Source organism: Achromobacter sp. (assembly GCF_057314935.1).
The window spans coordinates 31136-58085 of record NZ_DBHKZA010000033.1 but is presented as its reverse complement, the minus strand read 5'-3'; the positions used below and the strand labels follow the sequence as shown (position 1 = coordinate 58085).

The following is a 26950-nucleotide window of genomic DNA, read 5'->3' as shown; positions in this document are numbered from 1 at the left end:
ACGCCCAACGCCAGCGACAAGGCCTTCAAAGCCTGGCGCCGGCCCCGCGACGGGGCCCGGTCCAGCACCGCCAGCCCGGCCTGCGGCTCGACCTGGCCGAATTGGCGTCCCAACATCTCCACGCGATCCCACGCCAGCCGATGCAGCGGGCTGGCGTCGATCCAGCGGCGACAGGCGGCGCCGTCCTCCGGGGTCGCCTCTTCGGCGCCCAGGCGGACGAACCAGATGCTGGCCTCGCGGATGACCGACTGCGGCAATTCGGCCCGAGCCGTGGCGCGCCGGCTCACCAGGCCGCCAGGCAGTGCTGCATGGCGCGCGCCAGGTATTGGCGCACGGAACTGACCGACACCTGCATGCGCTCGGCGATCTCGCCGTGACGCAGGCCTTCCAGCTGCGCCAGCAGGAACGCCTTGCGCACCTTGGCCGGCAGGCCGTCAAGCAGGCGGTCGATTTCGATCAGCGCTTCCAGCGCCAGGGCGCGGCGCTCGGGCGATGGCGCGAACGCGTCTTCGACCAGCGCCAGGCTATCCAGATACGCGCGTTCGATGTCGCGACGGCGGAACAGGTTGACCATCAGGCCGTGCGCGATCGTCGTCAGGTAGGCGCGAGGCTCGCGCAACGTGCGCGCGTCGTCGTCCCGCACCAGCACTTTCAGATAGGTGTCGTGGGTCAGGTCGGCCGCGTCGAACGGGCACCCCGTCTTGCGGCGCAGCCAGTCGCGCAACCACGACTGGTGCTGGATGTAGAGCCCTTCGACGGGCGCTGGGGAACCGCTTTGATTCATGGCATTCGACGGACCGGAAAGCAGATTTACCAATGATAACGATTATCAATAGTAATCTGAATCCGGTCCGCGCGAGTGCATTAATCCAGCTTGACGCCGGAATCCTTCACGACTTTTGCCCAGCGATCCACCTCACTGTCGACGAACTTGCCGAAATCGGCGCCCGTCAGCGTGGGGATCGACGACCCGTTGCCGGCCCAGGTTTCCTTGATCTTCGGCGTGTTCAAGGCCTTGGTGATTTCCACGGCCATCTTGTCGACGGCCTCTTTCGGCGTGCCCGCCGGCGCCCAGATCGCGTACCAGGTCGACACGACGTAGTTGGGCACACCGGCCTCGGCGGCGGTCGGCACGTCGGGCAAGGACGCCGAGCGCTCGGTGGCCGCCACCGCCAACGGCTTGATCACCCCTGCGCGGATATGGCCGGACGACGACCCCAGGCCGTCGAACGCCAGGTCCACCTGCCCGCCGATCAGCGCAGACAGCATCGGACCCGCGCCCTGGTAGGGCACGTCCACCAGCTTGATCCCGGTCTGCATGGCGAAGAGCTCGCCGGCCAGATGGTGCGTGCTGCCTTTGCCGGCCGTGCCGTAGTTGATTTCACCGGGATGCTTCTTGGCGTAGTCGATGAATTCCTGCAAAGTCTTCACGGGCAGCTTGGAGGCGTTGATGACCACCACCTGCGGCGGTTGCGCCACCAGGGCGACGGGCACGAAATCCTTCTGGATGTTGTAGTTCAGGCTTTTGTACAGCGAGGGAGCCAGCGCGTGGTGCGCGCCGCCCATGAAGAAGGTGTAGCCATCGGGCCGCGCTTTGGCGGCCACGCCTGCGCCCACGGTGCCGCCCGCGCCGCCCTTGTTGTCGATGACCACTGCCTGACCGAGCTGCGTGGTCAGTTGCTGGGCCAGCGGACGGGCGAACGTGTCGGTGCCCCCGCCTGCGGGGAACGGGACGATCAGGGTGATGGGGCGCTCGGGCCATTGCGCGGCGGCGACCCCGCCGAAACCCAGGGCGGCCACGGCGAACACGGCCGCGGCGGTCTTGCGATATGTCATGTTGTCTCCTCTTTGCTGCATCATGGGGACGGCGCGGTTTTGTGCGTCTCGTCTCTTGAAATTCTTATGGAATGAAGCTGCCAGGACGGCGTTGCGTTGGGTGGGGATGGACCTCCTTGGATAAAAAAATGCCGGCCCATCGGGACCGGCATCCTGGCAGGCGTCAAAGCGCCTTGTAGGTTTCGCGCAGCACGTTCTTTTGCACTTTGCCCATCGTGTTGCGCGGCAGTTGGTCAATGATGTGCACGCGCTTGGGCACCTTGAAATTCGCGATCCGCGACTTCAGCTCAAGCTGCATGGCGCCCGCGTCCAGCGACACGCCGTCCTTGGGCACCACCACGGCCACCACGGCTTCGCCGAAGTCCGCGTGCGGCACGCCGATGACGGCCGATTCCGCCACGCCGGGCATGTCGTCGATCAAGGTCTCGATCTCTTTCGGATAGACGTTGAAGCCGCCCGAGATGATCAGGTCCTTGCTGCGGCCCACGATGGACAGGTAGTCGGCCGGCACGTCGCGCCCGGCGGATTCCCCGCCCCAGCGGCCCACGTCGCCCGTCTTGAACCAGCCGTCTTCCGTGAATTCTTCACGGGTCTTTTCCGGCATGCGCCAGTAGCCCGAGAACACGTTGGGTCCGCGCACCTGCACGTTGCCGATTTCACCCGGCGCCAGCGCAATGCCCGCGTCATCCACCACCCGCACCTGCACGCCCGGCAGCGCGCGTCCGACCGTGCCGGCCAGGCGCTCGCCCAGTTTCGCGTCGTAGGGGTTGGACGTCAGCATGACGGTCTCGCTCATGCCATAGCGTTCCAGGATGGCGTGGCCGCTGCGGGTCTTGAAGTCGGAAAACGTTTCGGCCAGCAGCGGGGCGGACCCCGAGATGAACAGGCGCATCCTGGCGCACACGGCCTGGTTGAAGCGGGGGTCCGCCAGAAGTCGCACGTAGTACGTCGGCACCCCCATCATCACCGTGCTTTGGGGCAGGTAATGCAGCGCCTGGTCGGCATCCAGCTTGGGCAGCCAGATCATCTTGGCACCGGCCAGCAACGCGCCGTGCGAGGCCACGAACAGGCCATGCACATGGAAGATGGGCAGCATGTGCAGCAGCACGTCGTCTTCGCGCCAGCCCCAGTACTCATGCAGCACCTGCGCGTTGGCGGCCAGGTTGCCGTGCGACAGCATCGCGCCCTTGCTGCGGCCGGTGGTGCCGGACGTGTACAGGATGGCGGCCAGGTCGTCCGGCTGGCGGACAACGGTCTTGAACGTCTGCGGCAGGCTGCCCGCGGCCGCAAGCAGCGTGCCGGTGCGGTCCTCGTCCAGCGTGTAGACGTGCGCGCAACCGGCCTTATCGGCGGCGCGCTGCACCCAGTCGCGGTTCTTGCTGGCGCAGACCACCACCGCCGGCTCGGCATTGCCCAGGAAGTATTCGATCTCGGATTCGCGGTACGCGGTGTTCAACGGCAGATACACCAGGCCGGCACGCAGCGTGGCCAGGTACAGCAGCAGCGCTTCGGGCGACTTTTCGACTTGCACGGCGACGCGCGCGCCATCCGGCAGGTCCAGCGACGTCAGCAGGTTGGCCAGGCACGCGGTGGCGCGGTCGATGTCATCCCAGGTATAGGCAAGGTCGGGCGTTTCCAGCGCGACTTTGCTGCGGTCTTCGGGAAAGCCGCCTTGCAGGACAGCATAGAGGTTGGCGTTGCTCACCTTGGTCAGTCTCCGGAAAAGGAAGGGTCTACGCCGGCCAGGAAGGCGCGCACGCCCTCCTTGTGGTCCCGGCTTTCGGCATAGGAGAAATAATCCTGATACTCGTCCTCGGTCAAGGCGCCGCCTTGGGCCAGCCTTGCGGACAAGCGCTTGTTGATGCGGGCGGCCAGCGGCGCGCCCTGGGCGATGCGATCGGCGCTGCGGCGCGCGGCCTCGGCGACCTGATCGTCCGCCACGATGCGGGTCAAGAGCCCCAGGCCCTGCGCCTCTTCGGCGCCGAACACGCGGCCTTCCAGCAGGATGGCAAGCGTGGCCGCGCGCCCGGCCAGCGCCAGCAGCCCGCGCATTTCATCGGGTGCCATGGGAAAGCCCAGGCGGTTGATCGGCACGCCGAAGCGCGCCGACGCGCCGGCGATGCGCAGGTCGCATTGGCTGGCGATCTCCAGCCCGCCGCCCACGCACACGCCTTCTATCTGAGCAATGACAGGATGCGGGCATTGCGCCACGGCCCGCAGCGCCGGCGCCAGGATGTCGCGGTGATAGCGTTGCACGCCCGCCATGTCGGCGCGCTGGGCAGGAAACTCGCGGATGTCCGCGCCGGCGGCGAAGTTGCCGCCCTCGCCGCGCACAATCACGCAACGCAGGGCATCGTCGGCGGCAAGCTGCGTGAATACGTCCTGCAGTTCGCGCCACATGCCCACCGTTATCGCGTTCAGGCGGCCAGGGTGCGACAGCGTCACCCAGGCCAGCGTGCCCTCGCGTTCCAGCCGCACGCGGCCCGTCACGTCTTCCGTCATGTCCCCTGCCCTTTTTCTTCTTGATGGATCGCGTCGCGTATCCCGCGGTCAGGCCACGCGACCCACGCTGCGGCTGACCTGCGGGCGGCCTTCGCCCAGCTTGGCCAGATTCGTGTCCAGCTCGTCCAGGTCGTACAGATAGTTGACCATCAGGCCGCAAGACTGCTTCAGGCCTTTCTGCGAGGTGTCGGCCGCCCAGTTCAGGCGTTCGATGCGCGCGCCGTTGCCCAGGTGGAAACGTGCCACCGCATCCAGCGGCAAGTTGTTCTTCATGGATTGCAGATAGCTGGCCGCCAGGCGGAAACCCGCGCGCTTGACCACGTCCGGCGTGCGGCCTTGCGCCGCCTTGGCCAAACGCGACACCCAGCGCTGCCCGTCCGGCACGCCTTCGCGCTTGCGTTCCTTGGCGCGCGCCTTGTCTTCACGCACGATGGCCTCGACGGCCTCGGCATCCAGCTTGCCCAGCCAATCGGAAAACCCCGGAATCGGCGACAAGGTGGCGAACGACTTCAGCTTGGGCAGTTCGTCCAGCAATTGCTCGACCACGCGCTTGAGCAGGAAGTTGCCGAAGCTGATGCCTTTCAAGCCCGGTTGCGTATTCGAGATGGAATAGAAGATCGCCCAACGCGCCTTGTCCAGATCCTGCGGCGGCAGCGTGCTGTCCAGCAGCACCTGCACGTTGTCGGCCATCTGGCTGGCGAACGCCACTTCCACGAAGATCAGCGGCACGCCCGGCATCTGCGGATGGAAGTAGGCGTAGCAGCGGCGGTCGGGCGACACGCGGCGGCGCAGGTCGTCCCACGACGTGATCTCATGCACGGCTTCGTAGAGAATCAGTTTTTCCAGCAACGACGCCGGCGAATCCCAGGTGAGCGGACGCAGCTCCAGCAAGCCCACGTCGAACCAGGCCGACAGCAGGCTTTCCAGTTCTTTGTCCAGGCTCTGGATGCCCGCGACCTGCTTGCGCCAGCGCAGCATGTCGGCGCGCAGTTCCACCAGGAACCGCAAGCCTTGCGCCTGGGCATTGAAGCGCTTGAACAAGCGCGTGCCTTCGCCGCCATCGCCCGCGTAAGTGGCGCGCACCTGCGCCAAGGCGGCCAGCATCAGCCGGCGGTCCTTGCCGTCGGCGGCGGCGTATTGCTCGCACCAGCGGCGCGCCAGCTTGTTCGCGGCCACATCCGTCAACCGGGCCTCGAACAGGCGCCGCACTTCGGATTCGCTGGGCAGGCGCCCGCGCTCCCACAGGCGGCCCAGCCGCGTCATCAGGCTGGCGCTTTCGGCGGCCGATGCGGCGTCGATCGCTTCGGCCTCGGGCTCAGGCGTGCGGGCGCCCCGCGCGGGCGCGAGATTGGCGGGTACGGACATGGGCGGGCTCCTGGATGACGATGGGATCGGATAACGCCGGATCGGCGGCGTCTTCATTGGCCAATGCGCGCAGCGCTTCCAGCTGCCGCATCAAATGGGTGTGCGCCAGCGCCTGCGCGGCGTCGCTGTCATGCGCCTTCAAGGCGGCGAAAATGGCCAGGTGTTCGGCGCAGGACTGTTCGATGCGCCCCGGCCGCGCCAGGCTGCGGTGGCGCGACAGGCTCAGCACCTTGCGCAGGTTGCCCACCATGTCCGTCAGCCACTGGTTGCCCGACAACGCCTGCACCGCTTCATGGATCAGGTAGTTGGTCTGGTAGTAGGCATCGATGCGGCCGGCCTTGGCGTGGCCCGCCAGTTCGGCGTGCAGCGGTTCTAGCGCCGCCAGTTCCGCGTCGCTGGCCTTGCGCGCGGCCTCGAAGGCGCAGCGCCCTTCCAGCATGGCCATCAGGGGGAAGATGTCTTCCAGGTCTTGCGTGGACAGTTCATTGACGAAGCAGCCGCGCCGCGGCTCCAGGCGCACGAGCCCTTCCGTGGCCAGCACCTTCAAGGCTTCGCGCAGCGGGGTGCGAGAGATGCCCAGCTCGCCGGCCAGCCGCATTTCGTCGATCCATTCGCCATTGCTCAGCGCACGCGCATGGATCATGGCGCGCAGGCGATCCGCGACTTCCAGGTACAGGGCTTGACGGACGATAGGTTGGCTCATGGGCGACGGCTTTGCTTGCACCGTAATTCATAATTATGAATAAGGCCATGATAGATCCCGGCGGGCGGAAAGGTAAACCCCCCTTCCGCCCCGTGACTACCCTAATAAGAATCCGGGGCCCCGCCCCTTAGAAATGCAGCACGCCATCCACGGCGTGGCGGGTCAGCGCCCGCGCCCAGCGGCGCGCGGGCAGGCCATATTTGGCTTCCACGACCTCGGCGCGCTCCAGCAGCTCCGCCGGCGTGATCGCCAGGCTCGGGCCCGAAAAGGCCAGCACGATCTGGTTGCCGGCGTCGACTTCCGGCAGCAGCACCACGCGGTCATCGAAGGCCTTGGACAGGTTGTCGATGTTCTTGCCGAAACTGTCGTGGCGTCCGAACAGGTTGACCGCCAGCACCCCCACGTCACCCAGCACGCGGCGGCAGTCGCGGTAGAACTTCACGCTGTCGCGCACCGGCCCTTCGGCCGCGGCGTCATACAGGTCGACCATCAGGACCGGGCAGCGTCCAGCGTTCATCGGATCCGCCACCCAGGCGCCGGCATCCGCGTGCTCGACCTTCAGCCGGTTTTCGCCCGGCAGGCGGAAGAACATGTGGCAAGCCGCCGTCACGCGCGGGTTCCACTCCACCGCCAGCAAAGGGCTGCGCGTGTGCTTCACGCAGAACCGCACGAGCGACCCCGCGCCCAGGCCCAGCATGCCGATGGCCTCTTCCTTGGGCGGTTCCAGGAACAGCAGCCAGGCCATCATCTGCCCGGTGTATTCCAGCACCAGCTCCGACGGGTTCTTGATGCGCATCGCGCCCTGGACCCATTCGGTGTTGAAGTGCAGATAGCGGACGCCGTCCACTTCGGACAGCGTCGGCTGGTCCAGTTCAGAGGGGAAGTTCGATTTATTCATGGCGGGATTGTAGGTCGGACGCCGCCCGGCGTCAGGCGGCCCCGCCCAGCCGCGCACCGCCCATGCCGCGCAGCCCCATCAGGCGGCGGACACGGCTGCCTCCTGCTCAGCCGCGCCCTCCCAGATGCGCTCCAGCAACTCCGCGCAAGACGCCTCGGCATGCAGGCAGGCCGACAGGCGCAGCACCCGCTTCAGGTACAGGTGGGCGTCGCATTCCCAGGTCACGCCCATCGCGCCATGCACCTGAATGGCGTTGTGGGCGGCGCGACGCCCTCCCTCCACCGCCAGCAAGGGCACGTACAGGCTGTCGCGGTCCGCCGACGAATCCCCGGCATCGTGCGCCGACGCCGCCGCCATGCCGGCAAGGCGCGCGTCATCCAGCGCCATCCAGTCGTCGGCCAGGCGATGCTTGATCGCCTGATTGGCGCCGATGGCGCGGTCGAACTGGCGGCGCTCGCGGGCATGGGCCGCGGCCATGTCCAGCGCGGCGGACGCGGCGCCCAGCAGTTCGGCCGACCGCAGCAGAGACAGCCGCGTCCGCAACCGCCGCCATGTGCCGGCATCGACAGACAGATCGATGCGGTCCAGCAATTCGGGCCGCGCCACCTGCACCACCGGCATCGACGGGTCCAGGCCCGCCGCGCCGGGCACCGGCGCATACCGCTCCAGCCGCAACGTCCGCGGACCGATGTTGCGCACGGCCAGCGCCGGCACGCCTTCGCCCGCGCCTTCGAAAAATGCCGACCCGTCCGGGCGCAGGGCGGCGTCGGCGAAATAGGCCTCGCCTTCCATCATCGCGCGCGTCCAGTGCGCGGGCGCGCCATCGAGGCCGGCCTCGCACAAGGTGGGCAGCACGACCATATTGGCCACCAGCGGCAGGCTCACCAGATGCCGCCCGGCGGCTTCGGCCACGATCCAGGCCTCGCGCAGGCCCAGTCCCAGCCCGTCGGACGCCGCAGGCGCCAGCAGCGCGGGCCAGCCTTGCGCCGCGATGTCGCGCCACAGGGCAAGCCGGGCATCGGCCGACCGGGCGGCCGCGCCGCGCGCGACGGCAGGCGGGTGGCGATCAGCCAGGAAGCGCTGAGCCGCGTCTTGCAGCATGCGCTGGTCTTCAGTCAGAGGCAATGTCATGTCAACCCTTGGGCAAGCCCAGCATCTGCTCGGCGATGATGTTCCGCTGGATCTCGGACGTGCCGGCAAGAATGGTTTCCGCACGCGACCACAGATAGGCATGCGCCAGCGCCGCCGATTGCTCGTCGGCGCCCTCCGCCAGGCAAGCCGTTTCGCCCAGCAGTTGCATCGACAGTTCCAAGAGGCGCTGGTGCGCCTCGCTCCAGTGAATTTTGGTGGATGAGCCTTCCGGGCCGGGCGGATCGCCCCGCATGGCGGCGCTTAACGCGCGCTGCGATTTCAGCGCCAGCACGTGGCTGTCGGCCGCCAGCCGCGCCCACTTGTGGCGCACGGCCGCAGATGAGGCCGGCACGTGCCCGTACGCATCGGGGCGCAGCGCCAGGCGGCGCACCACGGCCAGCTCCTGGGCAAAGCGCACCAGGCGCGGAATGAAGTAGGTGCCGCGCTCGAAGCTGGCCGCGGCCATCGCCACCTTCCAGCCCTGGTTTGCCTCGCCCAGCAGCAGGTCCTGCGGCACGAAGACGTCCTCGAAGAACACCTCGCAGAATTCGGCTTCGCCCGTGATCTGCCTGATGGGTTCCACCCGCACGCCCGCGCTGCGCATGTCCACCAGCAGGAAGCTCAGGCCGCGGTGCTTGGGCGCCTGCGGATCGGTGCGCGCCAGCACGAAGCACCATTGCGCGCGGTCCGCGAACGACGTCCAGATCTTGTGGCCATTCAACCGATAGCCGCCCTCCACGGCATCTGCGCGCGTGCGCACTGACGCCAGGTCGGAACCAGCCGCTGGCTCTGAATAACCCTGGCACCAGACCTCGCGGTTGGCCAGGATGCCAGGCAGGAAACGCCGCTTCTGCGACTCGGTGCCGAAGTGCAGCAGCGTCGGCGCCAGAATGCCGTGGCCGATCAGATTCACGCCTAATGGCGCGCCGCAGCGCGCATGTTCTTCATGGAACACGGCCTGGCGCGACAGCGGCAAGTCTTGCCCGCCGTATGCCTTGGGCCAACCCAGGCCGGACCAGCCATTGGCGCACAGGGTGTCCTCCCAGGCCCGCCGGAAATCCAGGTCGCGCGGCGCCGCCCCGCCCGGCCAATCCCGGGCGAAGCGGGCGTAGGCCGAAGCCAGCCAGCCGCGCAGTTCCTGGCGGAAGGCGGCGTCATCCTGCGCCGCGTTCTCCAATCGACTCATTCGTACTACTCCAGGCGGATGTTGGACTCGCGCGCCACCTTGGCCCAGGTGGTCACGTCTTGCCGGATGAAAGCGGAAAACGTCTTGGGATCGCTGCCGATGATGTCCAGCCCCAGGCCCACGAACTGCGCCTTCACGTCGGGCTGCTCCAGGATCTGCGCCAGGTTCTGGTAGAGCTTGTCGATCACCGGCTGCGGCGTGCGCGCGGGGGCCACCAACCCCAGCCACGGCATGGCCGAATAGCCCGGCAGGCCCGACGACGCCACCGTCGGCAGATCCGGCACCGAGGCCGACGGCCGCGTCGTGGTCACGGCCAGCGCGCGCAGCTTGCCGTCCTTGACGAAGGGGCCCGAAGACGCCCAGGCATCGAACATCACCTGGATGCGTCCTGCCACCAGATCGTTCAGCGCGGGCGCGCTGCCCTTGTACGGGATATGGGCCATCTGCGTGCCCGCCATGCTGTTGAAGAGCTCGGCTTCCAGATGCGTCGAACTGCCGGTGCCGACCGAGCCATAGCTGACCTTGCCCGGGTTGGCCTTCAGGTAGGCGATCAGCTCGCCCACGTTCTTGGCCGGGATCGACGGATGCACTTCCAGCACGTGCACCACCGAGGCCACCTGGCTGACCGGCGCGAAATCCTTGATCGGGTCGTAATTGACCTTGGCGTAGATGCTGGGCGCGATGCCCAGCGAAGACGCCGCCATCAGCAAGGTGTAGCCATCGGGCTCGGCCCGCGACACGTAGTCGGACGCGATCATCGTCCCGCCGCCCGGCTTGTTCTCGACTATCACCGTCTGCCCCAGCTTCGCGGTAAGGCGCTCGGCCAGCAGCCGGCTCATGATGTCCGCCGCGCCGCCCGGCGAGAACGGCACCACGATGCGCACGGGACGGGTGGGATACGGATCCTGGGCAAGCGCCGGGTTCGCGACGCCGATGCAGGCCAGCGCGACGCCGGCCAATAGTCTCTTCATCATGCTTGTCTCCTCCTGGGGATACGCTGCGCGTTGTTGCGTGATTGCGTGTTCGCGCTACGGGGTTGCGGGCAGGATCAGCGCGTCCAGCACCGCGACGCCTTGTCCCGCCTCTTTGATCAGCAATGGATTCACTTCAATTTCCGCCACTTCCGCCGGCGCCGCAAGCAGGGCATTGCCCACCGCCACGATGCTTCGGCACGCCGCCGCCAGGTCGGCGCGGGGTTTCCCCCGATAGCCGTCCAGCAGCGGATAGGCCTTGAGTTCGCGCAGCATCTGCAAGGCGATGTCCTCGTCGACAGGCAGCAAGCGGTGGCTGGTGTCCTGGTACAGCTCGGTCAGCACGCCGCCCAGGCCCACGGTCAGGACGGGGCCGAACACCGGGTCGCGCGTGGCGCCCACAATGATCTCGGCCACGCCGCGCTCCATCTTCTGCACCATCACGCCGTCGATGCGCGCATCGGGCTGCGCTTGGCCGGCAGACTGGAGCACGTGGCCGCAAGCCGCCTGAACCGCCGCGTCGTCGGCCAGCCCCAACGCCACGCCGCCGGCTTCCGTCTTGTGCGCGATGTCCGCGCTCAGGATCTTCAGCGCAACGGGGTAGCCCGCCGCGCGCGCGTGCACCACCGCTTCGCCGGCATCGCGCGCGGCATGCGCCGTCGCCTGCGGCAGTCCGAAGGCGGCGACATAGGCACGCGCATCGACTTCGTTGCAGGGCAGCGCCGGCACGGGGGCCGCCTCCAGACGCGGCATCGGCGCGTTGCGCCTGGCGCCGCGGGCCTCGCACCACAACAGGTACGGTGCCAGCGCGGATACGGCTTGCCCCAGGTCTTCGAACACGGCGACTTCCGCCTCGCGCAAGGCGGCGCGGCTTTGCGCCAGGCCGGTATCGATCGCGACGAACAGGCGCGAGTGCTGGCGCGAGGCCTCGGCCAGCGCATCCGCCATGCGGTCCAGCATGTAGCCCGGGGCATAGACCACCACGGCGTCGATCGCGTCCGTCGTCGCCAGGGCCTGCAGCACGGTGCGCACGAAGTCAGGATCGTTGACGACATTGCCCGTCACGTCCACGGGGTTGCCGACCATGCCGTAGTCAGGGATGCCGCCGCGCAGCACGGCTTGAAGGGGTTCGGGCAGGTCGGGCAAGTCCAGTCCCGCGCCGATGAACTTGTCGGCCAGGATCGCGCCCAGCGCGCCCGACATCGTCAGCACGGCGACCCGTTTGCCTGCGCTGCGGTGGCGCAGCATGGCCAGGCTGGCCAGATGCGCCATCTGCGCGAAATCCGACGCTTCGATGACGTTCAACTGGCGGAAGGCCGCCGCATACACGCGCCGATCCCCCGCCAGGGCGGACGTGTGGGAGCGCACGGCCTGCGCGCCCTTCTCGGTGCTGCCGGCCTTCAGCGCGATCAGCAGCTTGCCCTGGCGTTCAAGTTCGCGGCAGGCGCGCACGAAGCGGTCGCCGTCGCGCAACTGCTCGATGTAGCCCAGCACGATTTCCGTCTGCGGATCGGCCGCCAGGTATTCCAGGTACTGCGAAAAATCCAGGCACGCCTCATTGCCGGTATTGATGAAGTGCGAGAACGGCAGGTCCAGCCTGCGCGCGATCGCGTACACCGCCGCACACACGTTGCCGCTTTGCGTCAGCAGGCTGACGACGCCAGGGCCGGCTTGCGCCGGCGCCGTCTTGAAGACCGAAGCGAACGCCGTGTGCGCCTGCGTGTTCAGGTTCGCAAAGCCCATGCAGTTCGGGCCGGCCACGGCCATGCCGCTTTCGGCCACGAAGGCTTCCAGTTCGTCCTGCAAGCGCGCGCCGTCGCCGCCCGCTTCGGCAAAGCCCGCGGCATAGACGATGGCGGCGCGCACGCCTTGGGCGTGGCAGCGGCGCAGCATGGGCGTGACCTCGGCGGCGCCGATGGCCAGCACCGCCAGATCCACCGGTTCAGGCACGGCTTCGATGTCCGGCCAGCAGCGCTTGCCGAACACTTCCTGGTACTTGGGGTTCACGGGAAAGATGCCGCCGGCGTAGCCGAAACGGGTCAGGAGTTCCAGGGGCATGCCGCCAATGCGTCCGGCATTCGCGCTGGCGCCGATCATGGCGATGGACCCCGGGTTCAGCAGGCAATCCAGGGCCGTCCTCATGCCGTTTCGCCCTTCTTGTTGCGTTGGATGGCCTGGGCCAGCCCGCGCTCGCGCACCGCCTGGAACTCCTCGCTCAGGTGCGATAGCTGGTGCGTGTCGAAGTGCGCCGACAACGCGGTGCGGAACCCCTGTGCGTCCGCGGTGCGGTTCAGCGACCGCTTGATCAGGCGCAGGCCGAACGGCGGCGCCTGGGCGATCCGCCGCGCCAGCGCCAGCGTCGCCTCGTCCAGCTCGGCCTCGGGCACGACGCGGTTCACCATGCCGATGCGCAGCGCTTCCTGCGCGTCGACCTTCTCGCCGGTGTAGAGCATTTCCTTGGCTTTGCGCAGGCCCATCACCCACGGATGGATCAGCACTTCGGTCGCGGCCGCCGCCAACGTGTGGCCCACCGGATCCGAAAAATACGCGGTGTCGGAGCACACCACCAGGTCGCACATGTTGGCGATCATGAAGCCGCCGGCGACGCAGGCGCCCTGCACCTGGGCGACGGTCGGTTTCGGAAAGTCCCAGATGCGCAGGCAATACCCGTAGTAGCGGCGCGACTCGTAGTCCCAGCGCTCTTCCACCGTGAAGTCGGCGCGCTTGGCCTGGGCCTCCTTCAGGTCGTGGCCCGCCGAAAAATGCGCGCCACGCCCGGCCAACACGACGACGCGTACGGAATCGTCCTGCTCGGCGCGCGTCAGGGCGTCATCCAGTTCGTCCAGCATCTGCTGGCTTTGGGCGTTGCGCGCGGATTCGCGCGCCAGGCTGATGCGGCATACCGAGTCAAGCTGCTCGACGGCCAGGGTGGCGTATTCCATAGTCTCCTCGTCTCTTGCTATGTCCGCGCTCGACACCGGCGCGGATCGACTGGATTGAATTAACGCACCCTAAATCCTAGAATACAAAATATTCAAACATTATTTCCCACAATATGAACAAATTGACCGCCACCGATGGCACGCAAAGCATGCGCCGCGCGCTAGGGCTGCTGCGTGTGCTGGCCCAGCACCAGGAAGACGGCATCGACCTGCAGGGCGTGATGGGCGCCACCGGCCTGGAACGGTCGACCGCGCACCGGCTGCTGAGCTGCCTGCTGGAAGAACAGTTCGCCGAACGCGACAACAAGACCCGGCGGTACCGGCTAGGCGTGGATTCCATGCAATTGGGGTTTGCCGCGCTGCGGCGCACGCCCTTGCTGGACGCGCTGCGGCCGTTCGCGCAAAAACTGGCGCGCCTGTCCGGCGATACCGTATTCCTGGTGATCCGCCAGGGCGACTACGCCTTGTGCCTGTTGCGGGAAGCCGGCTCGTTTCCGGTAAAGGTGTTCACGATCGACCAGGGGGAGCGGCGTCTGCTGGGCGTGGGCGCCGGCGGCCTGGCGCTGATGGCCAGCCTGCCGGACGAGGACATCGCGTCGCTGTACGCCCGCCACGCGGCAAGCTATGCGCAGATCGGCGTTTCCAGCAGCGCCTTGATGAAGGCCGTGAAGCAGACGCGCACGGCCGGCTATTCCGAGATCGTGGATACGATCACACCGGGGGTGTCGGGGGTCGGGGTGGCGTTCCCGGTGTCGGAACTGACGTGGGTGGCGTTCAGCTTCGGGGCGATCAGCAGCCGCCTGGATGGGCCGCGCCGGGTGCAGATGGGCGCGCTGCTGCGCGCCGAATGCCTGGCGTGGGCCCAGGACTATCTGGGCCACGCCTGAGGCGGCGCGTTCCGCCGTCGGCGGCGGAACGCGGTCGAGTCAAAGCGCCTGGACAGCCGGCGCTTAAATGCGCTCGAAGATGGCGGCGATGCCTTGCCCGCCGCCGATGCACATCGTCACCAGCGCGTAGCGCCCGCCCACGCGCTGCAGCTCGTGCAACGCCTTGACGGTGATGATCGCGCCAGTGGCGCCGATGGGATGCCCCAGGCCGATGCCGCTGCCGTTCGGATTGACCTTGGCCGGATCCAGCTTCAGTTCACGCGACACGGCGCATGCCTGCGCCGCGAAGGCTTCGTTGGCTTCGATGACGTCCAGCTGGTCTACGGTCAGGCCGGCGCGCTTGAGCGCGGCTTGCGTGGCCGGCACCGGGCCGATGCCCATGATGTCGGGGTCGACGCCCGCATGGGCGTAGGCCACCAGACGGGCCAGCGGCTTGATGCCGCGCTTGGCGGCCAGCGAGGCGTTCATCAGCACCACGGCGCCAGCGCCGTCGTTCAGGCCCGAGGCGTTGCCCGCCGTGACCGTGCCGTTCTCTTTCTGGAAGACCGGCTTGAGCGTGGCCATGGTGGCCGCCGAAACATCGCGGCGCACGTGCTCATCGGTGTCGAACACGACTTCGCCCTTGCGCGTCTTCTGCACCACCGGCACGATCTGGTCGCGGAAGTAGCCGGCGTCGATGGCGGCTGCGGCGCGACGATGCGATTCCGCGGCCAGCGCGTCCTGGTCCTGGCGGCTGATGCCGAACTTGGCCGCCACGTTTTCGGCGGTAACGCCCATGTGCATGCGGCCGAACGGATCCGACAGCGCGCCGGTCATCATGTCGAGCATGACGCTGTCGCCCATACGGGCGCCCCAGCGCTGCGACGGCACGATGTAGGGGGCACGGCTCATGCTTTCGGCGCCTGCGCCGATGGCGATCTCGGCGTCGCCCAGCAGGATGGTCTGCGCCGCCGACACGATGGCCTGCAGGCCGGAACCGCACAGGCGGTTGACGTTGAAGGCGGGCGTTTCCTTGGCGATGCCGGCGTTCATGGCGGCCACGCGCGACAGGTACATGTCGCGCGGCTCGGTATTGATGACGTGGCCGACCGCGACATGGCCGACCTCGTCGCCCTTGACGCCGGCGCGTTCCAGCGCGGCGCGGATGACGGTGGCGCCCAGGTCGCACGGCGGCACATCTTTCAGCGCGCCCCCGAAGTCGCCGATGGCGGTGCGGACGGCCGAAGCGACGATGACTTCATTCATGGTGTTTCCTCCTTGTAATGCGTTCCATCATACCGCCGGCCTGCCCTGCCCGGATGGCTCCGCGCGTCAGGCGCGGGGCTTGCGCGCGGCGCGCTGCGCGATGAAGGCGCCCACCGCCTCCGCGTGCGCGTCGGTCTTGTGCGCCAGCGCCTGGTACGCCGCCGACAGCTCCAGCAAGGTATCCAGCCGCACATGCTGGCTTTCGCGCAGCAGGCGCTTGGTCAGCCGTACCGCATCGGGCGAATTCGCCGCCATGCGCGCGGCAAGCGCCTGGGCGGCGGGCAGCAGCTCGATTCCCGGCACGACGCGCGACACCAGCCCCCAATCCAGCGCCGTGCCCGCGTCGATGGCGTCGCCGGTGAACGACATTTCAGCCGCCCGCGCCGACCCGATCAGCCGCGGCAGAAACCAGGCGCCGCCGTCGCCGGGCACGATCCCCAGCTTGACGAAGCTTTCCGCGAAACTCGCCCCTTCCGCAGCAATGCGCACGTCGCACATGCAGGCCAGATCGCAGCCTGCGCCCACGGCCGGACCGTTGACGGCGGCGATCGTCGGCACCTCCAGCGCGTGCAGCGCCAGCGGCAGGCGCTGGATGCCATGGCGATATTCCTGGCGCAAGGCGGCGCTGCCGACCTCGGGGCCGATCTGCCGCTGCATGTCGTTGATGTTGCCGCCAGACGAAAACACGTTGCCCGTCGCCGTGAGTATCAGCACGCGCACGGCCGGGTCACGCTCGATGCGGGCGAACGCAGCCAGCAACTGGTCCACGATGCCGCTGCCGGTCAGCGCATTGCGCGTGGCCGGGTCGTCCAGCGTCAGCGTCACGACGCCGTCCGCGCTTTGCTCGTAGTGCACGAGTTCCGTCATCCCTGTCTCCCCCTGTCGAATATGCCTGGTCAACCGCCGTGCGCGGCAGACCGCTGCCGCCAGCGTAGGCGCGGCGGCGCCCGTCGTCCAATATTCGTTTTTGCGCTGGCGATACGGAATCGGTATCGGAAATCCCAAAAATAATATTGGACGGGCGCCGCCGCGCTCCGGGATAGTGGCCGTCAGCGCCCCCATCAGTGGGCCCATGACGGGGCCGGCGCGGCACCGGAGCCCCCATGATCGATATGCTGGAACTCACCGCCATCCCGCCCGGGGATGAAGCCCTGCGCGCCGAGGTGCGCGCCTTTCTCGCCGACACGCTGGACGGCCTGGAGCCTGACGAGCGCGCTCGGTCCTGGATGGGATTCGACGCGGCGTTCAGCCGCCAGCTGGCTGAGCGCGGCTGGCTGGGCCTGACCCTACCTCGAGAACACGGCGGCGCGGCGCGCGGGCACTTCGCGCGTTTCGTGCTGTCGGAAGAATTGCTGGGCGCGGGCGCGCCGGTGTCGGCGCACTGGATCGCGGACCGCCAAAGCGCGCCGCTGATCCACAAGTACGGCACGGCGGCCCAGCAGGCGTTCTACCTGCCGCGCATCTGTCGCGCCGAAGCGTTCTTCTGCATCGGCATGAGCGAACCCGGATCCGGTTCCGACTTGGCCAGCATTCGCAGCCGGGCCGAACCGGTCGCCGACGGCTGGCGTCTGAACGGCAGCAAAATCTGGACGACCAACGCCCACCGCTCGCACTACATGATCGCGCTCGTGCGCACTTCCGGCACCGCTGACGACCGCCACCAAGGGCTGTCGCAACTCATCGTGGACCTGGCGCTGCCCGGCGTGACCATCCGTCCCATCCAAGACCTGGCGGGCGACGCCCACTTTTCGGAAGTGTTCTTCGACGACGTCGAACTGCCCCACGACGCGCTGATCGGCGAAGCGGGCGCGGGCTGGGCCCAGGTGAACGCCGAACTCGCGTTCGAGCGCAGCGGCCCCGAACGCCTGTATTCCAGTATCGCGCTGCTCGAATGCTGGTTGACGCATTGTCGCGGCCTGTCGGACAACGCCAGCGACCGCGCCACGCTAGGCAGCATCCTGTCTCAGATGGCGGTGCTGCGCGCCATGTCCCTATCGGTGGCAGGCAAGCTGGCGGCCGGCGGCAGCCCCGCGACGGAAGCCGCGCTGGTCAAAGACCTGGGCACCGAACTGGAGCAACTGATTCCCCGCCTGATCGGCGACGCGCTGGGCCGCCGTCCCGACGTGCCGCCGCCGTTGCCGCTGCTGCGCACGCTGACGTACCTGGAACAGGTGGGCCCTACCTTTTCCTTACGTGGCGGCACGCGTGAAATACTCCGCGGCATCCTCGCCCGCGGCCTTGGCCTGCGATAAGGACGACCATCATGGACACTCTGCTTGGCGACGCCGCCGAACGCCTGTTCGCCCAAACCTGCACGCCCGCACTGATTCGCGGCATCGAACAAGGCCAACCGGCCGCCGCGGCATGGCAAGCCTGCGAAGACGCCGGCTTTGCCGACGCGCTGGTGCCCGAAGCGCAGGGCGGCGCAGGGCTGGACCTGCGCGATGCGCTGCCCGTGTTGCTGGCGGCCGGCCGCCACGTCTGCCCCTATCCGATCGCGCACACGATGCTGGCGCGCGCGTGGTTTGCCGGCGCGGGCCGCGCGCGGCCGACGGGGTCGATCGCCATCGCCCCGCACAGTCTGGCGATCCAGGGCAAGCGCGTAGTGGGCGCCCACGTGCCGTGGATTCGCGTGGCGGACAACGTTCTGGCGCAGATCAACGGACAAGCGTGGCTCTTGCCCACGCGAACCGGGCATGTCCAGCCAAACGGCGTGCATGGCAGCCTGGACGGCGAAGCTTCGTGGGCGCTGGCCGACGCGCAATGCCTGGGCAGCGGCAGTCCGCTGGACGAACCGGCGGCCGCCGCCTATGCGGGCTTGATGGCCGGCGCCATGGACCGGGTGCTCTCGCTGACGCTGGACTACGCCAACACGCGGGCGCAGTTCGGCAAACCCATCGGCCGCTTCCAGGCGGTGCAGCAGCAGATCAGTGTGATGGCCGAACACGTCTGGGCCGTCCGCATGGCGGCGCAATTGGCGTTTCAGGGGCCGGGCGGGCGGCCGCAGGCGATGCTGGCGGCACTGGGCAAGGCGCGCGCCAGCCAGGCGGCGCCTGTCGTCGCCGACATCGCGCACGCGGTGCATGGAGCCATCGGCATCACCGCGGAATACGACTTGCAGTTGTACACCCGGCGGCTGCGCGAATGGCGCCTGGCGAGCGGGTCGGAATCCTATTGGCACGAACGTATCGGCGCCCATGCGCTCGCCAGCGGCGCGGATGCCCTGACCTACCTGCGCACCGCACTCTGCGCCCGGGGATGACAGGCTGATACCGGAGGGATAGCACGGATGTCGCAGCCGATACGCGCGCCGTATCATCCAGGGCAACCATCCTCCCGGCCCGCCCTCATGGATTTCCGCCATCTACAGCAGTTCCTGGTTCTTGCCGAGACGCTGAACTTCCATCGCGCGGCGGAAAAGCTGCACATGTCGCAGCCCCCGCTGTCGGTGTCGATCCGCAAGCTTGAAGAGATGGTCGGCGTGCCGCTGTTCGTGCGCGGCCGCCAAGGCGTGCAACTGACCGAAGCGGGCCTTGCCGCCCTGGATGAAGCGCGCCGCGCCCTGTTCCATGCCGAGCAGTTCCGGCTGGCCGCGCGCGCCGGCGCCGCGGGCGAAGGCGGCACAGTGCGGATCGGTTTCGTGGGGTCCGCGACGCACGGCATCCTGCCGCGCATCCTGCCGCTGTTTCGCCAACGCTATCCCGGCGTGACGGTCGTGCTGCGCGAAGCGACCTCCATCCGCATCATGCAGGACCTGGCCGAAGACACGCTGGAGGTCGGCATCGTGCGCGTGCCCGTGGCCATGGGGTCGAACGTGCGCCTGGCCCCGCTGACCACAGAGAACTTCGCGCTGGCCGTGCCCAAGGGGCATCCGCTGGCGCGGCGCGGCCGCATCCGGCTGACCGACCTGGCTGACGAGGCGTTCATCATGTACACCGCGACGGAAGCCGCGGGCTTGCGCATGGCGGCGATCAACGCCTGCCAACTGCGCGGCTTCACGCCCCGCATCACGCAGGAAGCGGTGCAAGTGCAGACTCTGCTGAGCCTGGTCGAAAGCGGACTGGGCGTGGCGCTGGTGCCCGCCGGCAGCCGCCGCCATCCCGGGCCCAATGTGGTCTACAAGACGCTGGCCGACTTCCCCGCCGACGCCTCCATCGGTATTTCGCTGGCATGGAATCCCGACACGGAGCGCAGCGCCGCGCGCAACCTGCGCGAGATGGCCAGCCAGGCGTTCCGCGACAAGCCCGCCAAATATCCGGTGCCGCGCTTGCGGCAAGGTGGCCGCCAGGCTTAGGATGGAGCATGGCCGCGCCACGGCACCCCGCGGGGCTGGGCGTGCGGCGCGCGGTCCAAAGTTGAACCTTGCCAGCGATTCGGGAGCACATCGTGAAGACAGTTGCTGAGATTCTCAGGGAAAAACCGAACCAGTCCGTCGTAACGGTTTCACCGGACTCGTCGGTGTACGACGCCATCAAGACCATGGCCGAGCGCAGCATCGGCGCGGTGGTGGTCGTAGAGGGCGATACCGTGCTGGGCATGCTGTCCGAGCGCGACTACGCCCGCAAAGTCGTCCTGCAAGACCGCTCGTCGCGCAGCACCAAGGTGCGCGACATCATGACGGACTCGGTCTATTACGTGGGTCCCGGCGATACGCGGGAGCACTGTATGGCCATGATGACCGAACGGCACTTCCGCCATCTGCCGGTCATCGACAATGAAAAATTGATCGGGCTGCTGTCCATCGGCGATCTGGTCAAGGACGTCATGAGCGAACAGAAGTTCATCATCCACGAACTGGAACGCTACATCAGCGGCGGCCACGCCTGACGCCCTTGCCGCGGCGCCAATGGCCAAGCGGCGGGCTAGCCCGCCGCCAGGATCCGCGCCGCCGGCACGATCAGCCCCAGCCCGGCGGCCAGCAGCAGCACGAAGACCATGCGCTTGATGGTCTTCATCGACCCGGCCGAGCCGTAGCGGCGCGCCACCCAGGTCACGGCGATCACGACCGGAAACGCCTGCACGCTGAGCCAGAACGACGACGCCATGAACGCCCCTTGCCCGGTCACCATCGCCAGGCGCACCACGGCGTTCAGCGAAAACAACACCAGCAGGCTGTTGCGGATGGAAGCCAGCGGCAAGGGCTGACGGTACAGGTGATAGACCATCGGCGGCCCGGCGCTTGAGAACAAGCCGCCCAGCACGCCCGATATCCCGCCGAAGAACACGAATGACGCCTTGGACGACATCCGTTCAAGCGGCTTGGCCCGCGCAACCAGCAGGACGGCGCAAGCCAGGATCGTGACGCCCAGCAGCAGTTGCAGCAGCACCGTCGTCGACCCGCTGATCCAGGTCAGCACGGCCACGCCCACGCCGACTCCCACCAGGCTGGCCGTCATGGCCGGCCCCATCAGCGACCAGTTCACCTGCGGCTTGGCGCGCGCCAGCGTCACGGCCGCATTCACCAACGACAGCACGCTGACCACGTTCGCCACTTCGGACACCGACGCCAGCTGGAACACGCCGGACAGGCCCAGCAGCACAAGCCCGAACGCAAAGCCGGTCATGGTCTGGGCGTAGGTGGCAAGCGCCACGCAGGCCAGAAACAGCAGATGTTGGGAGATGCTCATGCGCAGGGGATTTCGGGGACAGCAGGCACGCAGGGCGTGCACGGCGGGGGCTTTCCAAGGCGGCGATGATATCACCGGGGGTTCAGCGCCCGGCTCGGCGCCGGAGGAGCCTTAATCACATATCTTGTCACAAATGGAAGCGTCCCTGCACCCCGCCCCTGACTGACTGCCGCTATTCTTGCCGCCCTGTCAGTCCTTGCCGGTTAGACCTCGCCTGAATGACGCCCAAACACACCACGATCAATACCGTGACCCTGACCTGCTCGACTTGCGGCAGCGCTCAGTTCACCAAGTTGGCCCCCAACGAATACCGCTGCAACCACTGCCACGCCCTGACGCTGGTGGAGGATGACGTCGCCCAGCGGCTGGAGAAGATCCTGCGCGGCATGCAGCAGCCCAGCCCGGCGCCCCAGGTCAAGCCCGCGGTGCTCGCGGCCATCGGGTTGACCGTGGCGGCGGTGATCGCCATTCCCCTCGTGGCCTCGCTGTTGAGTTCCGGCCGTTCGCCGGTGCCGCAACGCCTGGTGCAACCGCCGCCGATCGATGCCTCGCTGGTCAAGCTGACCGACGTGCGCGAGGCGCAGCAGCGCGGACGCAAGCAGCTCGTCATGATGATGCGCAACGAGACCGGCAAGAAGATCGACGCGCCGCGCGTGACGGCCACCTTCTTCCAGGGCGAATTGACGCTGTCGTCGTCCTGGGGGTCGCCGTCGGCGCGTAGCTTGCAGCCGGGCGAATACGCCCCCGTGCTGATCTCGGTGCCGGACAAGGCCTATAGCCGCTACACGCTGGAAGTCGCCACGCCCTCGCCTGCGCGCGGGAAGAACAACGATGTCGCGCCCAGCAAGGTGCAACTGGTGCGCAACGACGGGTCGTACCGGCTGGTGGGCCTGCTGAAGAACCAGGGCGCGAAAGAGGCCAACAGCACCCAGATCACCGTCATCCTCTATGGCGACGACGGCGCAATGATCGGCACGGGCAACGGCTACGCCACTGCCAGTCCCCTGGCGCCCGGCGCGCTGACGTCGTTCGACGTGCACTGCGAGATGCTCGGCGACGGCAACGTCGCGTCCTACGATTACATGGTGCAAAGTGAAAGCTGACCGCCCCGAAGCGAAACCCCTGTCCTGGCCGGCCAAGGCCGGTCTTGCGCTGATCATCCTGGCCGCGATCGGCTTCGCGCTGTACAAGCACACCCCCGTAGGGCCCTGGGCCAAGCAAAAGTTCGCGCCCGCCTCCGCCCCCGTAGCCTCGGCCTCGCCCAAAGAAGACACGCCCAAGGAAACAGGCCCTGCCAGCCGCATGGTGCGGGTCAGCCCGGCCAATGCCCGGGTCATCGACCAGGTGCGCCTGACCACCGAAGAGCTGCTGGACCCGGACTTTGCGCTGTTCGACCCGAAGGCGTTCAGCCTGTCCGCGCCGCGCCGGCTGCTGGACGAAATCGAGCGCCCCGTCCTGTATACCGAACTCGTCAACACCAGCGACACCTACGTGGCCCTGTCGCCGCGGGCGAAGATCGCCGTGTTCGATGGGTCGCGCGCCGTGGACTTGCGCCAGGACTGGGAACTGCCCACCCATCTGTATCCGGGCGAGCGGGTGCCGGTGGCGCTGCCGGGCGGCCGCTACGACCGCGTGACCGAGATGAAGGCGGATTGGCGCCCCGCCAAGCGCGCCGCGATGCCCGGCCCCCGTCCCAAGCTGGCCGTCACGGTGGAGAACACCGAGGCCAACATCGGCACGGGCACCCTCAATTTCAGCTACCGCTTCCGTTACAAGTACGTCACCGTCCACGGCCGGGTGCGCAACGAAGACCAGGCGGAGGTCGACAATGTGCGGGTCTGGATCAGTTTGTACGACGCGCAGGACCAATTGTCCGGCGCCACCTTCAAGGAACTGCGGCTGCCCAAGCTCAAACCGGGCGAGAGCGCGCCGTTCGAAGCCCAGGTCAAGCAATATGGCGGCAATTTTGCCCGGGTGGGCCTGGTCTACGACGCCGTGGCCCGCTAAGCCCGGAACCGGCGGCGCCTCGGCGCGCCTCAGGAAAGGCGGCTCCCTGGGCCGCCTTTTCCATGTCCGCCCCGTGCCGTCGGCGCGCTCGCCGTCGCCCGCAAGCAACAGCTATCGGGCCAGGTCTTATATAAGATATAAGACATTTGCTTGCGGCCCCCTCTTCCCTCTACAATTCCGCCAACAACCCTTCTTCCAACCCGACTTTGAGCAGGCCTCACATGCTGGATAACTACCGCCAACACGTTGCCGAACGCGCGGCTCTGGGGATTCCCCCGCTGCCCCTTACGGCTAAACAAACCGCTGAACTGATCGAACTGCTGAAGAACCCGCCCGCAGGCGAGGAGCAGAATCTGGTCGAACTGCTGACCTACCGTGTGCCGGCCGGCGTGGACGATGCCGCCAAGGTCAAGGCGTCCTACCTGGCCGCCGTGGCGCTGGGCAAGGAAGCTTGTGCGCTGATCAGCCGCGCCAAGGCGACGGAACTGCTGGGCACGATGCTCGGCGGCTACAACATTGGCCCGCTGGTCGACCTGCTGGATGATGCGGAAATCGGCACCATCGCCGCCGATGCGCTGAAAAAGACCCTGTTGATGTTCGACGCCTTCCATGACGTGAAGGAAAAGGCCGACAAGGGTAACGCCAATGCCAAATCCGTCCTGCAAAGCTGGGCGGATGCCGAATGGTTCACCAGCCGTCCGGAACTGCCGGAAAGCCTGACCATCACCGTCTTCAAGGTGCCGGGCGAAACCAACACCGACGACCTGTCGCCGGCGCCTGACGCCACGACCCGCCCCGACATCCCGATGCACGCCCTGGCGATGCTGAAGAACAAGCGCGACGGCGCCGCGTTCGAACCGGAAGAAGACGGCAAGCGCGGCCCGGTCAAGTTCATTGAATCGCTGAAGGAAAAGGGCCACCTGGTCGCCTACGTGGGCGACGTGGTCGGCACCGGTTCGTCGCGCAAGTCGGCCACCAACTCGGTGCTGTGGTTCACGGGCGAAGACATCCCCTTCGTGCCGAACAAGCGCTTCGGCGGCGTGTGCCTGGGCAACAAGATCGCCCCGATCTTCTACAACACGATGGAAGACGCTGGCGCGCTGCCGATCGAGCTCGACGTTTCCAAGATGGAAATGGGCGACGTGGTCGAACTGCGCCCGTACGAAGGCAAAGCGTTGAAGAATGGCGAAGTCATCGCTGAATTCGAAGTGAAGTCCGACGTGCTGTTCGACGAAGTGCGCGCCGGCGGCCGCATTCCGCTGATCATCGGCCGCGGCCTGACCTCGAAGGCGCGCGAAGCGCTGGGCCTGGCCCCCTCGACGCTGTTCCGCCTGCCCAAGGATCCGGTCGACACGGGCCGCGGCTACACGCTGGCCCAGAAGATGGTCGGCCGCGCCTGCGGCCTGCCGGAAGGCAAGGGTATCCGCCCGGGCACCTACTGCGAACCGAAGATGACCTCGGTCGGCAGCCAGGACACCACCGGCCCGATGACCCGCGACGAACTGAAAGACCTGGCTTGCCTGGGCTTCTCGGCCGATCTGGTGATGCAGTCGTTCTGCCACACCGCCGCCTATCCGAAGCCCGTGGACGTCAAGACGCACCACACGCTGCCGGAATTCATCAGCACCCGTGGCGGCATTTCGCTGCGTCCGGGCGACGGCGTGATCCACTCGTGGCTGAACCGCATGCTGTTGCCCGACACTGTCGGCACCGGCGGCGACTCGCACACCCGTTTCCCGATCGGCATCTCGTTCCCGGCCGGTTCGGGCCTGGTCGCCTTTGCCGCCGCCACGGGCGTGATGCCCCTGGACATGCCGGAATCGGTGCTGGTCCGCTTCAAGGGCAAGCTGCAGCCTGGCGTGACCCTGCGCGACCTGGTCAACGCCATCCCGCTGTACGCCATCAAGCAAGGCCTGCTGACGGTGGCCAAGCAAGGCAAGAAGAACATCTTCTCTGGCCGCATCCTGGAAATCGAAGGCCTGCCCGACCTGAAGGTCGAACAAGCCTTTGAACTGTCGGACGCTTCCGCAGAACGCTCGGCCGCCGGCTGCTCGGTGCACCTGAACAAGGAACCCATCATCGAGTACATCAACAGCAACATCGTGATGTTGAAGTGGATGATCGCCAACGGCTACGAAGACGAGCGCACCCTGGGCCGCCGCATCAAGGCCATGGAAGCCTGGCTGGCTGATCCCCAGCTGCTGGCTCCGGACGCCGACGCCGAATACGCCGCCGTCATTGAAATCGACCTGGCCGACGTGCACGAGCCCATCGTGGCCTGCCCGAACGACCCGGACGACGTCAAGACGCTGTCGGAAGTCGCCGGCGCCAAGATCGACGAAGTGTTCATCGGCAGCTGCATGACCAACATCGGCCACTTCCGCGCGGCTTCCAAGCTGCTGGAAGGCAAGCGCGACATCCCGGTCAAGCTGTGGGTGGCCCCGCCGACCAAGATGGATGCCACGCAACTGACTGAAGAAGGCCACTACGGCGTCTTCGGCACGGCCGGCGCACGCACGGAAATGCCGGGCTGCTCGCTGTGCATGGGCAACCAGGCACAAGTGCGCGAAGGCGCGACCGTCATGTCGACCAGCACCCGCAACTTCCCGAACCGCCTGGGCAAGAACACGAACGTGTACCTGGGTTCGGCAGAGCTGGCCGCCATCTGCTCGAAGCTGGGCCGCATCCCGACCAAGGACGAGTACATGGCCGATATGGGCGTCATCAACAAGAGCGGCGACCAGATCTATCAGTACCTGAACTTCGACAAGATCGCCGACTACAAGGACGTGGCGGACGTGATCGAGGTGTAAGCCTCGGCGGGGCCTGCGCCCCGCGTCCGCATCGGCCAGCGCTGACTGGCCGGCATCACGGCCCCGGAGCAATCCGGGGCCGTTTTTCATGGGCGCCCATGAACACGCGCCGGGCTATTTCGGGGACGGAACTTTTCTCGCGATACGTTTTCATACAATCGCGGTACCTTGTGACACCTGCCCCCCGGACGCGGCATCCCGCCCGCGCCCCCAACCCCCAGGAGGACGCCTGCCAATGACCCGGCTTTTGCTGCCGCCGCTGCTACTGCTGGCGCTTGCCGGTTGCGCCACGGCGCCGCCATCGAACCCCGAGAACATTTGCGCGATCTTCCGCGAAAAGCCGGACTGGCACGACGCCGCGCTGAAAGTGCAGAAAAAATGGGGCGCGCCCGTCCCAGTGCCCATGGCGATGATGTACCAGGAGTCCTCGTTCAAGCAGGACGCCGTGCCGCCCCGCTACTACTTCCTGGGCATCATCCCCTGGGGCCGCGTCAGTTCCGCCTACGGCTATGCGCAAGCCAAGGACGAAACCTGGGCCGACTACAAGAAAGAGGCCGGCGGCTGGGGCTCCAGCCGCGACAACTTCGCCGACGCGCTGGACTTCATGGGCTGGTACATGAGCAAGTCGCAGCGCATCAACGGGGTCTCGAAGTGGGATGCCTACGGCCAATACCTGAATTACCACGAAGGCTGGACCGGCTACCGCAACCGCAGCTACGACCGCAAGGCATGGCTGAAGACGGTGTCGCAAAAGGTGCAGGCGCGCGCGGAGAAGTTCACGTCGCAGTACAAGAGCTGCGAGTCGGATCTGACGCGGGGGGGATGGTTTTGGTGAAG

25 protein-coding genes are annotated in these 26950 nt (G+C 67.3%); 9 read left to right on the top strand and 16 right to left on the bottom strand.

Going from position 1 to position 26950, the window contains the following annotated elements; genetic code table 11:
• The 13 genes from ACO6D5_RS14345 to ACO6D5_RS14285 all read right to left on the bottom strand — a co-directional run.
• On the bottom strand, positions 1-287 hold a 287-nt coding region (locus tag ACO6D5_RS14345; protein WP_485825754.1), incomplete at its 3' end, for a DUF4880 domain-containing protein.
• Positions 284-784 carry a sigma-70 family RNA polymerase sigma factor gene (locus ACO6D5_RS14340; protein ID WP_485825753.1) on the bottom strand — a complete coding sequence of 167 codons (501 nt, stop codon included), beginning with the start codon at positions 782-784 and terminating at the stop codon, positions 284-286. The genes ACO6D5_RS14345 and ACO6D5_RS14340, both read right to left, overlap by 4 nt.
• A gap of 80 nt (positions 785-864) precedes the next feature.
• Positions 865-1836, bottom strand: coding sequence for a Bug family tripartite tricarboxylate transporter substrate binding protein (locus tag ACO6D5_RS14335; protein ID WP_485825752.1), 972 nt, complete (start codon positions 1834-1836; stop codon positions 865-867).
• A gap of 163 nt (positions 1837-1999) precedes the next feature.
• Positions 2000-3541, bottom strand: a complete 1542-nt coding sequence (locus ACO6D5_RS14330; protein ID WP_315845902.1) for an AMP-binding protein — start codon at positions 3539-3541, stop codon at positions 2000-2002.
• A gap of 5 nt (positions 3542-3546) precedes the next feature.
• A complete protein-coding gene (locus ACO6D5_RS14325; protein ID WP_485825751.1) occupies positions 3547-4338 on the bottom strand; it encodes an enoyl-CoA hydratase/isomerase family protein in 792 nt (263 codons plus the stop codon).
• A 48-nt stretch (positions 4339-4386) separates the two neighbouring features.
• Positions 4387-5703, bottom strand: a complete 1317-nt coding sequence (locus tag ACO6D5_RS14320) for a malonyl-CoA decarboxylase domain-containing protein (RefSeq protein WP_485825750.1) — start codon at positions 5701-5703, stop codon at positions 4387-4389.
• Positions 5654-6406 carry an FCD domain-containing protein gene (locus ACO6D5_RS14315; protein WP_315845899.1) on the bottom strand — a complete coding sequence of 251 codons (753 nt, stop codon included), beginning with the start codon at positions 6404-6406 and terminating at the stop codon, positions 5654-5656. Before ACO6D5_RS14315 ends, ACO6D5_RS14320 begins: the two co-directional genes overlap by 50 nt.
• Before the next feature lie 127 nt (positions 6407-6533).
• Positions 6534-7304: a class I SAM-dependent methyltransferase gene (locus ACO6D5_RS14310; protein WP_485825749.1), complete on the bottom strand. Its 771-nt coding sequence runs from the start codon at positions 7302-7304 to the stop codon at positions 6534-6536.
• A gap of 78 nt (positions 7305-7382) precedes the next feature.
• The gene (locus tag ACO6D5_RS14305; protein WP_485825748.1) at positions 7383-8435 is read right to left on the bottom strand and encodes an acyl-CoA dehydrogenase family protein; all 1053 of its coding nucleotides are present in this window, start codon (positions 8433-8435) and stop codon (positions 7383-7385) included.
• A 1-nt stretch (position 8436) separates the two neighbouring features.
• Positions 8437-9621, bottom strand: coding sequence for an acyl-CoA dehydrogenase family protein (locus ACO6D5_RS14300; protein WP_315845896.1), 1185 nt, complete (start codon positions 9619-9621; stop codon positions 8437-8439).
• A 5-nt stretch (positions 9622-9626) separates the two neighbouring features.
• On the bottom strand, positions 9627-10595 hold the full coding sequence (locus ACO6D5_RS14295; RefSeq protein ID WP_485825747.1) for a Bug family tripartite tricarboxylate transporter substrate binding protein: 969 nt from the start codon (positions 10593-10595) through the stop codon (positions 9627-9629).
• A gap of 54 nt (positions 10596-10649) precedes the next feature.
• Complete coding sequence (locus ACO6D5_RS14290) at positions 10650-12734, bottom strand: acetate--CoA ligase family protein (protein WP_485825746.1); 2085 nt, start codon at positions 12732-12734, stop codon at positions 10650-10652.
• A complete protein-coding gene (locus tag ACO6D5_RS14285; RefSeq protein WP_315845893.1) occupies positions 12731-13534 on the bottom strand; it encodes an enoyl-CoA hydratase in 804 nt (267 codons plus the stop codon). The genes ACO6D5_RS14290 and ACO6D5_RS14285 overlap by 4 nt, the downstream gene beginning before the upstream one ends.
• Positions 13535-13647: 113 nt before the next feature.
• Between ACO6D5_RS14285 and ACO6D5_RS14280 the strand changes: the two genes are divergently transcribed.
• Complete coding sequence (locus tag ACO6D5_RS14280) at positions 13648-14421, top strand: IclR family transcriptional regulator (protein ID WP_006225633.1); 774 nt, start codon at positions 13648-13650, stop codon at positions 14419-14421.
• Between the two features lie 63 nt (positions 14422-14484).
• On the opposite strand, the gene bktB is transcribed toward ACO6D5_RS14280, so the two are convergent.
• Together bktB and ACO6D5_RS14270 are read right to left on the bottom strand one after the other, a co-directional pair.
• Positions 14485-15666, bottom strand: coding sequence for a beta-ketothiolase BktB (gene bktB, locus ACO6D5_RS14275; RefSeq protein ID WP_006225632.1), 1182 nt, complete (start codon positions 15664-15666; stop codon positions 14485-14487).
• A gap of 66 nt (positions 15667-15732) precedes the next feature.
• The gene (locus ACO6D5_RS14270; protein ID WP_485825745.1) at positions 15733-16533 is read right to left on the bottom strand and encodes a crotonase/enoyl-CoA hydratase family protein; all 801 of its coding nucleotides are present in this window, start codon (positions 16531-16533) and stop codon (positions 15733-15735) included.
• 236 nt (positions 16534-16769) lie between these two features.
• Here ACO6D5_RS14270 and ACO6D5_RS14265 point away from each other — a divergent pair, with 236 nt between their 5' ends.
• From ACO6D5_RS14265 to ACO6D5_RS14250, 4 genes are all read left to right on the top strand, one after another.
• A complete protein-coding gene (locus tag ACO6D5_RS14265) occupies positions 16770-17918 on the top strand; it encodes an acyl-CoA dehydrogenase family protein (RefSeq protein ID WP_485825744.1) in 1149 nt (382 codons plus the stop codon).
• 11 nt (positions 17919-17929) lie between these two features.
• Complete coding sequence (locus ACO6D5_RS14260; protein WP_485825743.1) at positions 17930-18928, top strand: acyl-CoA dehydrogenase family protein; 999 nt, start codon at positions 17930-17932, stop codon at positions 18926-18928.
• A gap of 87 nt (positions 18929-19015) precedes the next feature.
• Positions 19016-19960, top strand: a complete 945-nt coding sequence (locus ACO6D5_RS14255) for a LysR family transcriptional regulator (protein ID WP_052017895.1) — start codon at positions 19016-19018, stop codon at positions 19958-19960.
• 92 nt (positions 19961-20052) lie between these two features.
• Positions 20053-20493 carry a CBS domain-containing protein gene (locus tag ACO6D5_RS14250; protein WP_006225627.1) on the top strand — a complete coding sequence of 147 codons (441 nt, stop codon included), beginning with the start codon at positions 20053-20055 and terminating at the stop codon, positions 20491-20493.
• Between the two features lie 35 nt (positions 20494-20528).
• Here the strand turns inward: ACO6D5_RS14250 and ACO6D5_RS14245 are convergent, their stop codons facing one another.
• Positions 20529-21293, bottom strand: a complete 765-nt coding sequence (locus ACO6D5_RS14245; protein WP_485825742.1) for a TSUP family transporter — start codon at positions 21291-21293, stop codon at positions 20529-20531.
• Positions 21294-21511: 218 nt separating this feature from the next.
• On the opposite strand from ACO6D5_RS14245, the gene ACO6D5_RS14240 reads away from it, so the two are divergent.
• The 4 genes from ACO6D5_RS14240 (at position 21512) to ACO6D5_RS14225 (ending at position 26948) form a co-directional block, all read left to right on the top strand.
• Complete coding sequence (locus ACO6D5_RS14240) at positions 21512-22396, top strand: FxLYD domain-containing protein (protein ID WP_315845886.1); 885 nt, start codon at positions 21512-21514, stop codon at positions 22394-22396.
• Positions 22386-23300 carry an FxLYD domain-containing protein gene (locus ACO6D5_RS14235; RefSeq protein WP_315845885.1) on the top strand — a complete coding sequence of 305 codons (915 nt, stop codon included), beginning with the start codon at positions 22386-22388 and terminating at the stop codon, positions 23298-23300. Before ACO6D5_RS14240 ends, ACO6D5_RS14235 begins: the two co-directional genes overlap by 11 nt.
• Positions 23301-23521: 221 nt before the next feature.
• Entirely contained in the window at positions 23522-26113 is a 2592-nt protein-coding gene (gene acnB / locus ACO6D5_RS14230; protein WP_315845884.1) for a bifunctional aconitate hydratase 2/2-methylisocitrate dehydratase, read from the top strand.
• 235 nt (positions 26114-26348) lie between these two features.
• The gene (locus ACO6D5_RS14225) at positions 26349-26948 is read left to right on the top strand and encodes a transglycosylase SLT domain-containing protein (protein WP_315845883.1); all 600 of its coding nucleotides are present in this window, start codon (positions 26349-26351) and stop codon (positions 26946-26948) included.
• Positions 26949-26950 lie beyond the last annotated feature (2 nt).

Excerpts from the sequence above, each read along its gene's own strand:
- ACO6D5_RS14340 (WP_485825753.1), bottom strand. The coding sequence starts at position 784 with ATGAATCAAAGCGGTTCCCCAGCGCCCGTCGAAGGGCTCTACATCCAG.
- ACO6D5_RS14335 (WP_485825752.1), bottom strand. The coding sequence starts at position 1,836 with ATGACATATCGCAAGACCGCCGCGGCCGTGTTCGCCGTGGCCGCCCTG.
- ACO6D5_RS14325 (WP_485825751.1), bottom strand. The coding sequence starts at position 4,338 with ATGACGGAAGACGTGACGGGCCGCGTGCGGCTGGAACGCGAGGGCACG.
- ACO6D5_RS14320 (WP_485825750.1), bottom strand. The coding sequence starts at position 5,703 with ATGTCCGTACCCGCCAATCTCGCGCCCGCGCGGGGCGCCCGCACGCCT.
- ACO6D5_RS14315 (WP_315845899.1), bottom strand. The coding sequence starts at position 6,406 with ATGAGCCAACCTATCGTCCGTCAAGCCCTGTACCTGGAAGTCGCGGAT.
- ACO6D5_RS14310 (WP_485825749.1), bottom strand. The coding sequence starts at position 7,304 with ATGAATAAATCGAACTTCCCCTCTGAACTGGACCAGCCGACGCTGTCC.
- ACO6D5_RS14305 (WP_485825748.1), bottom strand. The coding sequence starts at position 8,435 with ATGACATTGCCTCTGACTGAAGACCAGCGCATGCTGCAAGACGCGGCT.
- ACO6D5_RS14300 (WP_315845896.1), bottom strand. The coding sequence starts at position 9,621 with ATGAGTCGATTGGAGAACGCGGCGCAGGATGACGCCGCCTTCCGCCAG.
- ACO6D5_RS14295 (WP_485825747.1), bottom strand. The coding sequence starts at position 10,595 with ATGATGAAGAGACTATTGGCCGGCGTCGCGCTGGCCTGCATCGGCGTC.
- ACO6D5_RS14290 (WP_485825746.1), bottom strand. The coding sequence starts at position 12,734 with ATGAGGACGGCCCTGGATTGCCTGCTGAACCCGGGGTCCATCGCCATG.
- ACO6D5_RS14285 (WP_315845893.1), bottom strand. The coding sequence starts at position 13,534 with ATGGAATACGCCACCCTGGCCGTCGAGCAGCTTGACTCGGTATGCCGC.
- ACO6D5_RS14280 (WP_006225633.1), top strand. The coding sequence starts at position 13,648 with ATGAACAAATTGACCGCCACCGATGGCACGCAAAGCATGCGCCGCGCG.
- bktB (WP_006225632.1), bottom strand. The coding sequence starts at position 15,666 with ATGAATGAAGTCATCGTCGCTTCGGCCGTCCGCACCGCCATCGGCGAC.
- ACO6D5_RS14270 (WP_485825745.1), bottom strand. The coding sequence starts at position 16,533 with ATGACGGAACTCGTGCACTACGAGCAAAGCGCGGACGGCGTCGTGACG.
- ACO6D5_RS14265 (WP_485825744.1), top strand. The coding sequence starts at position 16,770 with ATGATCGATATGCTGGAACTCACCGCCATCCCGCCCGGGGATGAAGCC.
- ACO6D5_RS14260 (WP_485825743.1), top strand. The coding sequence starts at position 17,930 with ATGGACACTCTGCTTGGCGACGCCGCCGAACGCCTGTTCGCCCAAACC.
- ACO6D5_RS14255 (WP_052017895.1), top strand. The coding sequence starts at position 19,016 with ATGGATTTCCGCCATCTACAGCAGTTCCTGGTTCTTGCCGAGACGCTG.
- ACO6D5_RS14245 (WP_485825742.1), bottom strand. The coding sequence starts at position 21,293 with ATGAGCATCTCCCAACATCTGCTGTTTCTGGCCTGCGTGGCGCTTGCC.
- ACO6D5_RS14240 (WP_315845886.1), top strand. The coding sequence starts at position 21,512 with ATGACGCCCAAACACACCACGATCAATACCGTGACCCTGACCTGCTCG.
- acnB (WP_315845884.1), top strand. The coding sequence starts at position 23,522 with ATGCTGGATAACTACCGCCAACACGTTGCCGAACGCGCGGCTCTGGGG.
- ACO6D5_RS14225 (WP_315845883.1), top strand. The coding sequence starts at position 26,349 with ATGACCCGGCTTTTGCTGCCGCCGCTGCTACTGCTGGCGCTTGCCGGT.